The following is a 14948-nucleotide window of genomic DNA, read 5'->3' as shown; positions in this document are numbered from 1 at the left end:
TATGAATTATATACCCAATATACTTTTTGCAATAGCATTAATTTTTGGCATTGGCTATTTTGCTAGAAACGTAAAAAAACTGTGGAGAAATGTAAAACTAGGGCAAGATAAAGATGTTAGCGATAACAAATCGCAACGTTGGAAAAACATGGCTATGATTGCTTTAGGGCAAAGTAAGATGGTGAAACGCCCTGTAGCTGGTTTTTTTCATATTGTAGTATATGTTGGTTTTATAATTATAAATATTGAAGTTCTAGAAATTATAATAGATGGGTTATTTGGAACGCACCGTATTGGGTTAAAAGTCTTACCCGAATCTGTTTATGGCTTTTTAATAGGTAGTTTTGAAGTATTAGCAGCCTTAGTATTTGTATCAGTAGTCGTTTTTTGGATTAGACGTAATATTGTAAAACTTAAACGTTTTATGAGTGCCGAAATGAAAGGTTGGCCTAAAAATGACGGAAACTTTATTCTATATTTCGAAATGGTGTTAATGACACTCTTTCTAGTCATGAATGCAACAGACACAACATTTCAAGAATTAGGTACAGGAAATATTATAAGTCAATACATTACACCGATTTTCTCTGGAGTATCAGAAGGCGGGTTACACATTATTGAACGTTCTGCATGGTGGCTACACATATTAGGGATTTTAATATTCTTAAATTATTTATACTATTCAAAACATTTACATATTCTTTTAGCATTCCCAAATACATATTATGGAAATTTAAACCCAAAAGGTCAATTTTCAAATAATGAAGCAGTAACAAAAGAAGTGATGTTAATGATGGATCCTAATGCAGATCCATTTGCAGCGCCAGCAGAAGATGAAACAGAAGAACCTCCAGCTAAATTTGGAGCCAGCGATGTACAAGACCTGTCGTGGGTAAACCTACTTAACGCATATACTTGTACAGAGTGTGGACGTTGTACTAGCGAATGCCCAGCTAATAAAACAGGTAAAAAACTATCTCCTCGTAAAATTATGATGGATACAAGAGACCGTTTAGAAGAAGTTGGTAAAAATATTGATGCTAATAAAGGAGCATTTAAAGATGATGGTAAGCAGCTATTAAACGATTATATTACAAAAGAAGAACTTTGGGCGTGTACATCGTGTAATGCCTGTACAGAAGCTTGCCCAGTAAGTATAGACCCACTAAATATTATTATGGAAATGCGCCGTTACTTGGTAATGGAAGAATCGGCAGCCCCTATGGAATTAAATAATATGATGACAAATATTGAAAATAATGGAGCGCCATGGCCATATAATCAGATGGATAGATTAAATTGGAAAGACGAATAAATATTGGTTGTTATTGTACTCATTACCTATAAAAGCTTTAATGATTACTATAACATTTAATACAATTATTATAAGTTGTAACAATGTTGTTTGTTTTAATTATAACAAAAACAAGTGAGTAAAACTCAAATAACATACAGTACTCTGTTTATATTCCTAGGTCTAGGACTTAATACAATGTTTGCGCAATCCTATAAAAAAGACTCTCTTCAAATAAAAGTCTATACAGAAATAGCATATAAGAGTAGTAAAGCGACAAATATAAAGCTTAAAAAAGTATTTTGCGATTACTGTACAAAACAACAAACAAAAAGTATAGGAGAAGAAGCTTTAAGAAGAGCAGATTTAGAAAAATATTATCCTGAAAATAAATTAGAGAACGGAAAAAAACGATTAGCTATATATATAAGAATCTCTAAAGAAGATTTTAAATCTATAACCAAAGAGACTAAGATAAACATCAAACTAAAGGAATGAAACGCGAAGAAGCAGATAAACTACTACACGAAAAAGTTGAAGCTGGAGAAAAAATTAGCCCAGTATTACCAGAAGGAGTAAAAAACTACCTAGTAGATATAGATGGCACAATTACAGAAGACGTACCTAACGAAGAACCAGAACGTATGGTTACATGCGAACCATTCCCAGACGCATTAGAAACATGTAACAAATGGTATGATGAAGGACACATGATCTGTTTCTTTACTTCTAGAACAGAAGAGCATCGTACTGTTACTACAGATTGGTTAAACAAACATGGATTTAAATTCCATAGTTTATTAATGGGAAAACCTAGAGGAGGTAATTACCATTGGATAGATAACCATTTAGTAAAAGCAACTAGATATAAAGGGAAATTTACAGACTTAGTAGATAAAAACGTAACTATTCAAGTTTTTGATGATACCCAAAAAGACTAATTAAAGTAAGTTCATGAATATAATAAAAACATTAATTGTTACTCTGTTTTTAGTTACTGGCTTTGCAGAGCTTTATGCTCAAGATGATAAAGCATCACAGGAACTAGATACAATTGCAATAAAAATATTTGAGAGTGTAAATAATAAAGATTTTGACACTTTATTAGACATGACTTACCCAAAGCTTTTCGAAATAGTTCCAAAAGAATCGATGTTGCCTATTATAAAATCGATGTTTGAGGGTAACGATGAATTTGCAATAGAAATTCCTAATGAGATTCCTAACTATAAATTGTCAGGTATATTCAAAGATGAAGAAACTAAGGCAGACTATGCTTTTTTATCTTACGATTTAAAAATGAAAATGACGTTTAATAATAAGACGTTTTCAGACGAGCAAAAAGAGACAATGAAGAAAATGATGAAAATTCAAGGCATGGATGTAGAATTTTTATCAACCAATACATTGAATGTATTAATGAAAGATAGACTAATCATTTTTATAAAAGACGATTCAACAAATAAGTCGTGGAAGACATTAAATTACGATCCAGACTCACCAATTTTTTTTCAAATATTATCGGTAGAAATTCTTGAAAATGCTAAAGCATACAATCAAAATTTAATGTTAGAGAGTAAAAAACAAACAAAAACTAATTAACAAATCATGAGCGAACAACTAAAGGTGCCTACAATGGCGGAGTTTATGGCAGAAGGCAAACAACCAGAAGTACTATTTTGGGTAGGATGTGCTGGAAGCTTTGATGATAGAGCTAAAAAAATAACTAAAGCGTTTGTAAGATTGTTAAATAAGGCAAATGTAGAATTTGCTGTTTTAGGAGCAGAAGAAAGTTGTACAGGAGATCCGGCGAAACGCTCAGGAAACGAATTTTTATTTCAAATGCAAGCCGTTACTAATATCGAGGTAATGAATGCTTACGAAATAAAAAAAATAGTTACAGCATGTCCACATTGCTTTAACACATTAAAAAATGAATACCCTGGATTAGGTGGTAACTATGATGTTGTTCACCATACACAGTTTTTAAAAGGATTACTGGATGACGGAAGGTTAACTATAGAAGGCGGTCAGTTTAAAGGAAAACGTATAACATTTCATGACCCATGTTATTTAGGTCGTGCAAATAATGTATACGAAGCTCCAAGAGATTTAATACGTAAGTTAGATGCAGAACTAGTAGAAATGAAAAGCTGTAAATCTAGAGGCTTATGCTGTGGAGCTGGAGGAGCGCAAATGTTTAAAGAGCCAGAAAAAGGAGATAAAGACATTAATATAGAACGTACAGAACAAGCACTAGAAACTAAACCACAAATTATAGCAGCTGGTTGTCCTTTTTGTAATACAATGATGACAGATGGAGTAAAAGGGAAAGAAAAAGAAGGAGACATTGAAGTCATGGATATAGCAGAATTAATTGCTAATGCAAAAGATTTATAAAAGGTAGGTGTATGGCACCTAAATATTTTAAATAATTATGAATGTTTAAAAACGAACAGATAAATATAGACGAGTTACCAACACTAGAATCTATAACATATAAACCTGTTTCTAAAACATATTTAAAAGTACTATTATTTAATAGAGTAATTATATACGCTATTATAATAATGGTACTTTTTGTATTAAAACAATCTCCAAAATTTAAAGAAATAGAGTTTTCTTTTATACCCGTGATAATTACTATTAGCGCAGCCTTTCTTATAAATAGCATTACAACCATTTTAGCATTTTCTAAACGGGGCTATGCCTTAAGAGAACACGATATAATATACACTAAAGGGCTTTTGGTAAACAAGATTACTACATTACCATTTATTAGAATACAACATATTGAAATTTCTAGATCCTTTTTAGCAAGAAAATTAAATTTAGCAACACTTAATATCTATTCTGCGGGAGACTCAGGAGAAGATTTATCTATAAAAGGCTTACCAATAGATGTTGCAAATAGATTAAACGATCATATAACAAGTAAGTTAAATGAATGACTTTGATTTTAGTAACCCTAGCCGGCAATCTGTTAAAGGAATTCTAGTATTATTTGTACTTAATACCTATAAATTTGTAAAAAAGAGTATTACGTTACTGCTTGTATTTACGTACAGTCTATTCCAAAAAGGCAGTGTCTTTGGGTTTTCAAAAAACCGTATAATGCTACTATTTGCAGGTGTTATTTTAATAATGTTAATTAAGGCAATTTTAAAATACTTAAACTTTACATTTTACATTTCTAAGGACGATTTCCATTTATCTACTGGTATTTTAAAAAAAGAAACCATTTTAATACCAAAATCAAAAATTCAAAACGTATATATAAAACAAAATATATTTCAGCAATTAATAAATGTAGTACAAGTAAATATAGAAACAGCAGGAGACAATAGTACAGAGATTTCTATAGCAGCATTACAACGTAAAAAAGCATTACAATTAAAAGAAGCCCTATTTTTAAACTCTAAAATAATAGATACAGAAATTGTTGAACCCCAAGAGAGAGAAAGCGCTAAAAATAATGTGTTTTATGAAGCCTCTATAAAAAAACTATTACTAGAAGGTATTAGTCAAAATCATTTACAGAGTTTCTTTATTATTGTAGCCTTTATAGGCGGGCTTTACACTAATTTTAAGGATTTTGTAAAGCAATTGGATTGGCAAGATTATTTTGGAGAATGGTTTAAAATGGATGAAAGCTCGTTTCTAAAAATGCTTCTGTTTAACTCTTTTATTATAATTGTTTTAGTAATCACCACTTTTTTAGTATCACTAATAAAAACTGTAATTGTTAATTATAACCTAAAAGTTGTTGACAATAACAAAAGTATAGAAATAACAAAAGGCTTATTAAATAAAGTGTCTTTAAACCTTACACCATCTAGAATACAAAATATTCAAATTACAACAAATAAAGTAAAGCAATATCTTGGATTGCACACCATGAACTTTAAACAAGCTATGGTTGCAAAAAAAGAACAGAAACATTTTTCAATTATAGGATTAGGAAAAGCACAAATAGATTATTTAGTACAACGTTTATATAGTACATTTAATAAAGATTTGCAGCGCTATAAACCAGAATGGTATTATAAAAGAATTTTAATTTTAAAAACAATTCCTGTTTTAATTATCATTAATACACTAGCTTTTAGTTTTTTTGAAATCTATTTTTGGTTGGTTAACTTACTATTTATTCCATACCTAATATTAGCAATACAATCTAGATACAACAAAGCATTTTATACTATGGACGACAATTATTTATCTGTAGGTAGTGGAGGTGTATTAAGCTCTAGTATAGAGCTGTTAGAAATTCATAAAATACAAACTGTAAGTATTGTACAAAGTATTTTTCAAAAACGTAGATATATAGCATCTGTAAAAATTGCAACATCATCAAAAACAATAACTATTCCTTATGTTAAGGCGCAACAAGCAAAAACAATAGCAGATTACTTATTGTATAAGGTAGAATCTCAACGGTTAGATTGGATGTAAAATCGTATTTTTGTACAACAAACAATTTAAAAATACAGCACAATATATATGTTAGTAGAATTTAACACTTTACCAGAAACGTCAAGAGTCTGGATTTACCAAGCCAATCGTTCATTTTCAGAAGCTGAATTAGAAGAAATAAAAGAAAAACTTAATATATTTATTACTAATTGGACAGCTCATGGTAGCGACTTAAAAGCAGGATACGAAATTAGATATAAACGATTTATAATAATCGCTTTAGACCAAGATATACAAGCAGCAACAGGTTGTTCTATAGATGCTTCTGTACATTTTATTCAAGAGTTAGAAAAAGCATATAATGTTGATTTAATGGATAAAATGAATGTCTCTTACAAGCAAGGTGAATTTGTAGCGCATAAAACATTAACAGATTTTAGAACAATGGCTAAGCAAAAAGCAGTTTCTAAAAAAACAATAGTATTCAATAATCTAGTTACAAACATTGCCGAGTTAAAAGAAAACTGGGAAGTACCAGCTTGCGAGAGTTGGCATAATCGTTTTTTAAATTAAAAATAACAATAGCCAAAAACGGTATTATTTTAATATTGAGTTTGGCTATTTTGATTTTAATAGAACCTGAATAGCTAATTGTCAGCTAATTTGAGTTTAAAAAATCGAAAAGAAGAAGTTATTAGTTTTATAACAAAGCACAACCTCTCAAACGACTTAATAATAGAGGGTGAAAAACCTTTAAACGGACTAGGTAAAGCATATAAAAAAGATTAGTTTAACAGCGCTAACAAACAGATTTAATACAGAAAAATGTATACAGAAGCTACGCAATTTGTATCTAAAGTCGCATAATCGTGTATAAAACTTTATAATGGTTAATTACTTCTTTATAAAACTATCTTAAAGTCTTTAATAATCGTAGGAAATATACTAATTTGGCATAGTTTTTAGTTGTAAATACTAATAGAACAACTATTAAACCCTATTATTTATGCGCAAATTATTTTTTCTTATATTTTTCAGTTTAATAACGAGCACTTTCTATGCTCAAACTACAAATAATCCATTACTAGCAAAAGACGTTGAAGGTCAAAAAAAGTGGGTAGACAGTGTTTATAATTCACTATCGTTAAAAGAGAGGATAGGGCAACTATACATGGTTCAGGTTTTTTCTAGTCAAACACCCCAAGAAAAAAAGAAAATAGTAAAACTTATCAACGACCATAAAATAGGGGGGATTATCTACTCAAAAGGAGGTCCAGTCCGCCAAGCAAGATTAAATAACAAATTACAAGCAGTTTCTAAAATACCATTATTAATAGGTATGGATGCAGAATGGGGGCTAAGTATGCGTTTAGATTCTACATATTCTTTTCCATGGAATATGACGTTGGGAGCTATAAAAGATAATAGACTAATAGAACAAACAGGGAAGCAGTTAGGAGAGCATTGCAAACGTTTAGGAGTTCATTTTAACTTTGCACCAGTAGTAGATATTAATACCAATCCAAAAAACCCAATAATAGGGAACCGTTCTTTTGGAGAGGACAGAGACAATGTAACCAATAAAGCATTAGCATTTATGAAAGGGATGCAAAGCACTGGCGTTTTAGCTAATGCAAAACATTTTCCAGGACATGGAGACACCTCGGCAGATTCGCATAAAACATTGCCAACGGTAGATTTCGATGAAAAACGAATAGACTCAGTAGAACTATACCCGTATAAAAAATTAATAAAAGAAGGCTTGTCTAGCGTTATGGTAGCGCATTTAAATATACCAAGTTTAGAACCTAGAGATGGGTACCCATCTTCAATATCTAAAAACATAGTCACTACTATATTAAAAGAACGTCTAGGATTTAAAGGGCTTATTTTTACAGATGCATTAACAATGAAAGGAGCGTCTAATTTTAGCAAACCAGGAGATATAGATTTAGTGGCCTTTTTGGCAGGAAACGATGTCATGTTAATGTCTAGTAATGTAGCCATAGGTATAGAAAAACTTACCGAAGCATATAATAAAGGAACAATAACCGAAGACCGTTTAGCACACTCTGTAAAAAAAGTATTACAAGCAAAGTATAAAGTAGGATTAAATAAATACTCTCCAATAGGAATCCATAACTTAGTAAAAGATTTAAATAGAGCAAAAGACGATATCCTTTACGAAACCCTAATGGAAAATGCTATTACAATAGTAAAAGACTCTAACCAAGTACTGCCTTTACGTCATTTAGAAACTAAAAAAATTGCCTACGTTAAATTAGGGGACGATGATGGTAAACCGTTTTTAAGAACACTTAAAAACTACACAGAAATACACGAGATAAAAGCAGATAATTTAGATGAATTAATAGCACGCCTAAGAGCGTATAATACAGTCATTATTGGATATCATAAATCTAATGCAAACCCATGGAAAGATCATAAATTTTCTAATAAAGAGCTAACATGGTTATACGAAATAGCAAGAACAAATAATGTTATTTTAAACGTTTTTGCAAAACCTTATGCGCTGCTAGATATTAAAACAATTACAAACATAGAAAGTGTAATAGTAAGCTATCAAAACAGTAAAATAGCACAAGAAAAATCGGCACAAATTATTTTTGGAGCATTAGCCTCTAAAGGAAACCTACCAGTATCAGCAGGACAATATTTTAAAGAAGGAGAAGGAATACATAACACAGCAATTCAACGATTAGGCTATACTGTACCAGAACGCGTAGGGATTAGCTCCGAAAAGCTAAAAAAAATAGACTCTATCGCTAATTATGCCGTAAGTGCCAAAATGACACCAGGAATTCAATTAGTAATAGCAAGAAAAGGGAAAGTTATTTACAATAAAAACTTTGGAAAACATACGTATGATAAAAATAGTGAAAACGTAAAATACAATGACATTTACGATATTGCCTCTTTAACTAAAATTGTAGCAACATTACCATTATTAATGGAATTAGAAGAAAAAGGCATTGTCTCATTAAATACTAAATTATCAACAATATTACCAGAATATAAAGAATCGAATAAAAAGGATATTACAATAAAGAAAATGTTGTCGCATTATGCACAACTAAAACCTTGGATTCCATTTTATTATGCAACATTAGACTCTGTAACCAAAAAACCATCTCCAGAATATTACAGTAAAACTAAAAGTAAAAAGTTTAATGTAAAAGTGGCTAATAATCTATACATGCGTAGCGATTACCAAGATTCTATACCAAAACTAATTAAAGATACAGATTTGTTACGCCGTTTACGTTATCGTTATAGCGACTTACCTTATTATATTTTAAAGCGTTATATAGAAAAACATTACGATAAACCATTAAATGAATTAGTCCAAGATCATTTTTACAAATCCCTAGGCGCAAATTATACAGTATATAATCCATACAAAAATGTAAGTAATAAGCATATAGTTCCGACAGAGATAGACGATTACTATAGATTTCAAAAAGTACACGGTTACGTGCACGATATGGGAGCAGCAATGCAAGGCGGTGTAGGAGGACATGCTGGGGTTTTTAGTAACGCTAACGATATTGCTAAAATCATGCAAATGTACTTGCAAAAAGGATATTATGGAGGTAAGCGTTATTTAAAAACCGAAACAATAAATAAGTTTAACACTTGTTATTATTGCAGTAAGAAAGTGAGGCGAGGAGTTGGGTTCGATAAACCTCAGTTAGGAGAAGAAGGACCAACTTGCGGCTGTGTATCTATGACGAGTTTTGGTCACTCAGGTTTTACAGGAACCTATACATGGGCAGACCCAGAACAAGAATTGGTATATGTATTTTTAGCAAATAGAACATACCCAACATCTAAAGGGAAAAATAGGTTATTAAGAGAAAACATAAGAACAGACATTCAAGCGGCTATCTATGATGCCATTATAGAATAAACTGTAATAAAATATAATCAATCAAAAAAACACAGTAATATAAAACATGAGAATAGGAATAGTATGTTACCCCACGTTTGGAGGTAGTGGAGTTGTAGCTACAGAATTAGGATTAGAACTATCTAAACGAGGTCACAACATTCATTTTATAACCTATAATCAACCTGTTCGATTAGAATTATTAGGAAACAATGTACACTACCACGAGGTTAATGTACCAGAGTATCCTTTATTCCATTATCAGCCGTACGAACTTGCTTTGTCGAGTAAGTTGGTAGATATGGTAAAACTTCATAAAATAGAAGTATTGCACGTACATTATGCTATACCACATGCCTATGCGGCATATATGGCTCAAAAAATGTTGAGAGAAGATAATATATATGTACCAATAGTAACAACATTACACGGTACAGATATAACTTTAGTAGGAAGCCATCCGTTCTATAAACCAGCAGTAACATTCAGTATAAATAAATCTGATGCAGTAACAGCAGTTTCTCATAGCTTAAAAGAAGATACTTTACGTTTATTTGATATAAAACAAGACATTAATGTAATAACCAATTTTATAGATCTAAAGAAATTTAAACATGGTTTTACAGACTGTCAACGTGGTATGATGGCTAATGATAATGAAAAAATTATTACACACATTAGCAATATGCGGCCAGTAAAACGCATACCAGATATTATTAATACATTCTATAAAATACAGCAAGAAATCCCTGCCAAGTTAATGATGGTTGGAGAAGGACCAGAACGAGAACCAGCAGAAAGGCTTTGTAGAGAATTAGGCATATCTAACAAAGTTGTGTTTTTTGGAAATAGTAATGAGATTGACCGTATTCTTTGTTTTTCAGACCTATTTTTATTACCAAGTGAAACCGAAAGTTTTGGGTTGTCTGCATTAGAAGCTATGGCGTCTGGAGTTCCTGTAATATCTAGTAATACAGGAGGTATACCAGAAGTTAATGAAAACGGATTCTCAGGTTTTTTAAGCGATGTAGGAGATATAGAAGCTATGAGTAAAAATGCAATAAACATTCTTAAAGATGAGCACTTACTCGAAACGTTTAAAGTTAATGCAAAAGCACAAGCAGCTAAATTTGATATTCTTCAAATAGTACCACAATATGAAGCTATTTACGAAGCAACATTATCTAAATGCATAAGAGAAGAAGTTAATTAAGCCTTTTTCTAGATATTAAGTATTCATAATCTTTTATTTTAAGAAGTAGTTTTATTTTAATAACTTTCCTTACTTAAAACTAAAGATATCATGAATAGAAAATCCTTTTTAAATTTAAGTGCAAGAGCAAGCTTGTTTTTAGGGCTATCCCCTGTACTAAGTAGCTGCAAAGACGAGACTATTATAGATAAAGAAGAAGCAAATGCTTTACTTTTAAATAGCAAAGCAACAGGCGCTGTCGTAAACCTAAAAGCAGCCCCTATTAGTAAGGTTAGAGTTGGTATAATAGGTCTTGGAAATAGAGGAAGTGTTTTAATTCAAATGTTTGAATATTTAATAAAAAATAACTTTGCCGAGATTGCAGCTCTTTCAGACTTAAAAGAGGATAAAGTTCAAAAAAACAATACCTATTTAAAAAAGATTCAAGATAAAGAAGCCGATTTATATTTTGGAGGAGAAGAAGAATGGAAAAAAGTTGCAGATAGAGACGATATAGACTTACTTATAATAGCAACACCATGGAAATACCATACAGAAATGTCTATTTATGGTATGGAGAAAGGAAAACATGTAGCCTGTGAAGTACCTATAGCCTATACATTAGAAGACTGCTGGAAAATTATTGAAACAGCAGAGCGTACAAAAAAACATTGTATGATGATGGAAAACTGTTGCTTTAATGGAGAAGAGTTATGGGTTTTAAATATGGTAGACCAAGGTGTCTTTGGCGATTTAAACCATGCAGAAGGAGCATACATTCATGATTTAAGAAAACACATGTTAGATGATGTTTATTATGAAGACCAATGGCGTATTAAACATCACGAAAAAAGAAACGGTAACTTTTATACAACACATGGTCTTGGGCCTGTAAGTTTTTATATGGATATTGGTAGAGGCGATAATTACGATCATTTAGTGTCTATGAGCTCTAGAGAACAAAGCCTTTCTATGGCTGCAAAAGAGCAAAATAGTAAGTTCTCTAAATTTGCCTGTGGAGATATGAATACAACTTTAATTAGAACAAAAAAAGGCAAGAGTATAATGCTTCAGTTTGATGTACATACAGGAAGACCATATTCCAGATTAAATACCTTAACAGGAACTAAAGCAGTACACCAAGGTTATCCCTCTAGACTATTTATTAATGAACCTGAATTAAAATACTGGGGACATAATTGGTTAAAAGAAGAAGAGTATAAAAGTTATAGAGAAAAATACGATCATCCGTTATGGAATAAGCTAAAAACACAAATAGATGCTAATGCAGTTGGACATGGAGGAATGGATTTTGTAATGATTTATAGACTTATTCGCTGTTTAAACGAAGGCTTGCCTTTAGATATAAACTTATACGATAGCGTATTGTGGAGTGCTATAACACCATTGTCTGAAATATCTGTAGCTAATGAAAGCGCAAGTACAAAAATTCCAGATTTTACAGGTGGAACATGGGAAAAATATAGAAAAGCAGAAGTATTAAGAGATATTATTTAAGTTATAACATTTATTCGTTATTTCTATAATGTTATTGTAATGCTCTTGTACGCTTTTAACTAATTTAAATTGATTTTTACAGCGTGTTAAATTATGCGACGCATATTTTACTTTATAATAAATATTGTTATTAAGGTAATCTGTTAAAAAACGTAATCCCATTATAAAAATTATTGTTTTAACCCCAAGAGGTAAATAATTTATCTCTTGAGGCGTTAAAATACCTTTTGTAGATTGTGCATGCCCTTCACAAAAAGCTTTGTAGTAGTCTAGTTTAATAGAAACATTATCAAAATCGTCACTATCTTCAACAGCACTAGTGCATATAGAGCGTATAGAATCTCCAAAATCGAAATGAATAATGCCGGGCATTATTGTATCTAAATCTATAACAGCTAAACCTTCTTCATTATGGTTAAACAATATATTAGATAATTTTGCATCATTATGTGTTACTCTTATAGGAAATGCACCATTATCTTTTAGCCTAGCTAATTCCATCATTTCTTCTTTGCATTGTATAGCAAAATTAATTTCTTTTTGGGCATTGGCTTTATTGTCCTTAGAGGCTTTTTTAAGAGCCGCTTCAAACTGTAAAAAACGTAACGGAACGCTATGAAAGTCGGGTAAAGTTTCTTTTATAATATTAGAAGATAAAGATGCGGTCTGTTTAATAAAATCTCCATAGAGTTTACCAGCTTCAAACACCATTTTTGTATTAGTTGCAATGTCATGAGTAACACTATTAGAAATATATTCCATCATATTCCAATAATTACCATCACTATCTTTAAAACTAGATTCTAAATTTATGGTTTTTATAAAACGTACAGATTTGTATGACGATTCTAATTGCTTTAAATGCTCACTAACAGCTGTTTTATTTGCGATGATACTTTCTACATCCTTAAAAACAGTTGCATTTAATTTCTGTAAAACATAATGCTCGTTACTGTTTGAAGTTACTAAATAAGTGTCATTTATATGTCCAGATTCAAGTGCCTTTATTTTTTTTAAACCAGATTGAATATTAAATTGATTGGCTATAACCTGTAAGTTTTTTAGAGCTACCATAATTCCTTAGGGTAAACACCCTGTTTAATTAATTCTGAAATACTGTTAGAAACATTATCGATATCGCTTTTATATGTAATGCCATACCATTGTGATGCTGTAGATAACATTTTAAAGGTCATTAAATTATTTTTTATGGTATAATCAACAATTTGAGCAATGTAAAACTCTGAACTCTCTTTAATTTTAGGAGTCTCTAAAAACTGATTAAATTGATTTGTTGCAATTTTAAATATTTCAGGTGAAAATCCCCAAAAATTCATAGACACAATCGTTTCTGCTGGTAATTGTACTTCATTAGTATCTAAATCTATATAAGTAATAATACCAGAGTTTTGCGCTTTAATTTCGGTTCTTTCAGTAATATCTATTAATAGGCTATTATTATCTATAACACATTCTCCTCGAGATACGCTTCCGTTACTAGAAAGTGTGTTTTCTAATGCATAACCTAAAAAGAAATTCCTGTTTTTTGTTTCAAAATTAAAAAGCGCATCATGCATTGTTGCAAAAGCAGATCTGCCATAAAAATCATCAGCATTAATTAGTGCAAAATTATTAGTAACAACGTCTTTTAATGTTAATAAAGCATGTCCTGTTCCCCAAGGTTTTTTTCTTTGATGGTTATATTTATTAGTTATGCTGTCATTGCTTTGTATAATAAAATGCATGGTAACAGAAGTATCGAATGTATTTTCATAGCGATCTTTAAATTCATCTAAAATCTCCTTTCTTAGTATAAAAATTATAGTATTAAATCCAGCTTGAATAGCATCATAGATTGAGAAATCTATAATAGAGTAGTGGTTAGGTGTAATATAATGTAGCTGTTTTAAACCACCAAATCTAGAGCCTAATCCAGCGGCCATTATTGCTAATGCTTTTTGTTGTTTCATAGATTATAAAGTCTTCTAAAATGTATTTAAAAAAGAGTAGTGCTATTATTCTATATCGTAATATTCTGGTTTTTCTGCATTAGGGCTAGGATTATTTAAGTAATCTTTAAAAGCTTTAGCATACTCAGGATTATCACCATAATATAAATCTACAAGATTATCACTACTTGTAAAATATAGAGATAAACTTAATATCCCAATAATTAGTAGCCTAACTTGGTTAGTTTTTAAAAATTGTTTTCTACCCATAAAATAAAAAACAAACATTACTGCGACTACTATAGCTAACATTACTAAACTTAATTGCAGCCCTTGTTGTCCATAGGGCCAAAATTGAAGTTTAAACAAACAATAAATAACTAGTGTAGATAAAACGAAACCTAAAGCAATACCTGCAAAAATTCGTAAAATGGAAACAGTTTTGTAGCCTTCTGGTTTAAAAATGTTTCTAAACCTAATACCATTTAATAAAGCAAAGCCAAAGGTTAGGTACAAAAATGCTAATAGTATCGTAGAAAACGTTATTAATAGTGTATTGTATGGTAAATTCATAATCTTCATTATAAATGAAATGATTATGAGTATAAATAAAATAATTTCAGTTTTTTTCATAAAAACTAAATTAAACAAAAAAACCACCTTAAAAAG

Annotated in this window: 14 protein-coding genes; 11 read left to right on the top strand and 3 right to left on the bottom strand. The window is 30.7% G+C overall.

Annotated elements, in window-relative coordinates:
* The first annotated feature begins 1 nt into the window (after position 1).
* The 11 genes from ACVC08_RS15640 to ACVC08_RS15590 all read left to right on the top strand — a co-directional run bounded on the left by ACVC08_RS15640 (position 2) and on the right by ACVC08_RS15590 (position 12330).
* Positions 2-1315, top strand: a complete 1314-nt coding sequence (locus ACVC08_RS15640) for a 4Fe-4S dicluster domain-containing protein (RefSeq protein ID WP_452602736.1) — start codon at positions 2-4, stop codon at positions 1313-1315.
* Between the two features lie 114 nt (positions 1316-1429).
* A complete protein-coding gene (locus tag ACVC08_RS15635) occupies positions 1430-1792 on the top strand; it encodes a hypothetical protein (protein ID WP_452602735.1) in 363 nt (120 codons plus the stop codon).
* On the top strand, positions 1789-2235 hold the full coding sequence (locus tag ACVC08_RS15630) for an LNS2 domain-containing protein (protein ID WP_452602734.1): 447 nt from the start codon (positions 1789-1791) through the stop codon (positions 2233-2235). The genes ACVC08_RS15635 and ACVC08_RS15630 overlap by 4 nt, the downstream gene beginning before the upstream one ends.
* Positions 2236-2248: 13 nt before the next feature.
* Positions 2249-2896, top strand: coding sequence for a hypothetical protein (locus ACVC08_RS15625; RefSeq protein ID WP_452602733.1), 648 nt, complete (start codon positions 2249-2251; stop codon positions 2894-2896).
* 6 nt (positions 2897-2902) lie between these two features.
* A complete protein-coding gene (locus ACVC08_RS15620) occupies positions 2903-3694 on the top strand; it encodes a (Fe-S)-binding protein (RefSeq protein ID WP_452600148.1) in 792 nt (263 codons plus the stop codon).
* Between the two features lie 41 nt (positions 3695-3735).
* Positions 3736-4245 (top strand): PH domain-containing protein, encoded by a 510-nt coding sequence (locus tag ACVC08_RS15615; RefSeq protein WP_452602732.1) that lies wholly within the window; start codon positions 3736-3738, stop codon positions 4243-4245.
* Positions 4238-5749, top strand: coding sequence for a PH domain-containing protein (locus tag ACVC08_RS15610; RefSeq protein ID WP_452602731.1), 1512 nt, complete (start codon positions 4238-4240; stop codon positions 5747-5749). The genes ACVC08_RS15615 and ACVC08_RS15610 overlap by 8 nt, the downstream gene beginning before the upstream one ends.
* 48 nt (positions 5750-5797) lie before the next feature.
* Positions 5798-6283, top strand: a complete 486-nt coding sequence (locus ACVC08_RS15605; protein ID WP_452602730.1) for an ABC transporter ATPase — start codon at positions 5798-5800, stop codon at positions 6281-6283.
* Positions 6284-6716: 433 nt separating this feature from the next.
* Positions 6717-9641, top strand: a complete 2925-nt coding sequence (locus ACVC08_RS15600; protein WP_452602729.1) for a glycoside hydrolase family 3 N-terminal domain-containing protein — start codon at positions 6717-6719, stop codon at positions 9639-9641.
* Between the two features lie 46 nt (positions 9642-9687).
* The gene (gene bshA / locus ACVC08_RS15595) at positions 9688-10833 is read left to right on the top strand and encodes an N-acetyl-alpha-D-glucosaminyl L-malate synthase BshA (RefSeq protein ID WP_452600153.1); all 1146 of its coding nucleotides are present in this window, start codon (positions 9688-9690) and stop codon (positions 10831-10833) included.
* Positions 10834-10923: 90 nt separating this feature from the next.
* A complete protein-coding gene (locus tag ACVC08_RS15590; RefSeq protein ID WP_452600154.1) occupies positions 10924-12330 on the top strand; it encodes a Gfo/Idh/MocA family protein in 1407 nt (468 codons plus the stop codon).
* Here ACVC08_RS15590 and ACVC08_RS15585 read toward each other — a convergent pair.
* The 3 genes from ACVC08_RS15585 to ACVC08_RS15575 are packed head-to-tail and all read right to left on the bottom strand — an operon-like array spanning position 12313 to position 14912.
* Positions 12313-13404, bottom strand: coding sequence for a phosphotransferase enzyme family protein (locus ACVC08_RS15585; protein WP_452602728.1), 1092 nt, complete (start codon positions 13402-13404; stop codon positions 12313-12315). The two genes, ACVC08_RS15590 and ACVC08_RS15585, sit on opposite strands and share 18 nt — an antisense overlap.
* Entirely contained in the window at positions 13398-14300 is a 903-nt protein-coding gene (locus ACVC08_RS15580) for a sugar phosphate nucleotidyltransferase (protein ID WP_452602727.1), read from the bottom strand. Before ACVC08_RS15580 ends, ACVC08_RS15585 begins: the two co-directional genes overlap by 7 nt.
* Positions 14301-14345: 45 nt before the next feature.
* Positions 14346-14912 (bottom strand): hypothetical protein, encoded by a 567-nt coding sequence (locus ACVC08_RS15575; protein ID WP_452602726.1) that lies wholly within the window; start codon positions 14910-14912, stop codon positions 14346-14348.
* Between the last annotated feature and the right edge of the window lie 36 nt (positions 14913-14948).

It is taken from the genome of Pontimicrobium sp. MEBiC06410 (assembly GCF_053601615.1).
The sequence above is the reverse complement of the archived record's forward strand: the minus strand, read 5'-3'. Positions and strand labels throughout refer to the sequence as shown.

Coding starts and splice junctions, on each gene's coding strand:
- ACVC08_RS15590 (WP_452600154.1), top strand. CDS start 10,924: ATGAATAGAAAATCCTTTTTAAATTTAAGTGCAAGAGCAAGCTTGTTT.
- ACVC08_RS15610 (WP_452602731.1), top strand. CDS start 4,238: ATGAATGACTTTGATTTTAGTAACCCTAGCCGGCAATCTGTTAAAGGA.
- ACVC08_RS15585 (WP_452602728.1), bottom strand. CDS start 13,404: ATGGTAGCTCTAAAAAACTTACAGGTTATAGCCAATCAATTTAATATT.
- ACVC08_RS15640 (WP_452602736.1), top strand. CDS start 2: ATGAATTATATACCCAATATACTTTTTGCAATAGCATTAATTTTTGGC.
- ACVC08_RS15615 (WP_452602732.1), top strand. CDS start 3,736: ATGTTTAAAAACGAACAGATAAATATAGACGAGTTACCAACACTAGAA.
- bshA (WP_452600153.1), top strand. CDS start 9,688: ATGAGAATAGGAATAGTATGTTACCCCACGTTTGGAGGTAGTGGAGTT.
- ACVC08_RS15620 (WP_452600148.1), top strand. CDS start 2,903: ATGAGCGAACAACTAAAGGTGCCTACAATGGCGGAGTTTATGGCAGAA.
- ACVC08_RS15575 (WP_452602726.1), bottom strand. CDS start 14,912: ATGAAAAAAACTGAAATTATTTTATTTATACTCATAATCATTTCATTT.
- ACVC08_RS15605 (WP_452602730.1), top strand. CDS start 5,798: ATGTTAGTAGAATTTAACACTTTACCAGAAACGTCAAGAGTCTGGATT.
- ACVC08_RS15630 (WP_452602734.1), top strand. CDS start 1,789: ATGAAACGCGAAGAAGCAGATAAACTACTACACGAAAAAGTTGAAGCT.
- ACVC08_RS15580 (WP_452602727.1), bottom strand. CDS start 14,300: ATGAAACAACAAAAAGCATTAGCAATAATGGCCGCTGGATTAGGCTCT.
- ACVC08_RS15600 (WP_452602729.1), top strand. CDS start 6,717: ATGCGCAAATTATTTTTTCTTATATTTTTCAGTTTAATAACGAGCACT.
- ACVC08_RS15625 (WP_452602733.1), top strand. CDS start 2,249: ATGAATATAATAAAAACATTAATTGTTACTCTGTTTTTAGTTACTGGC.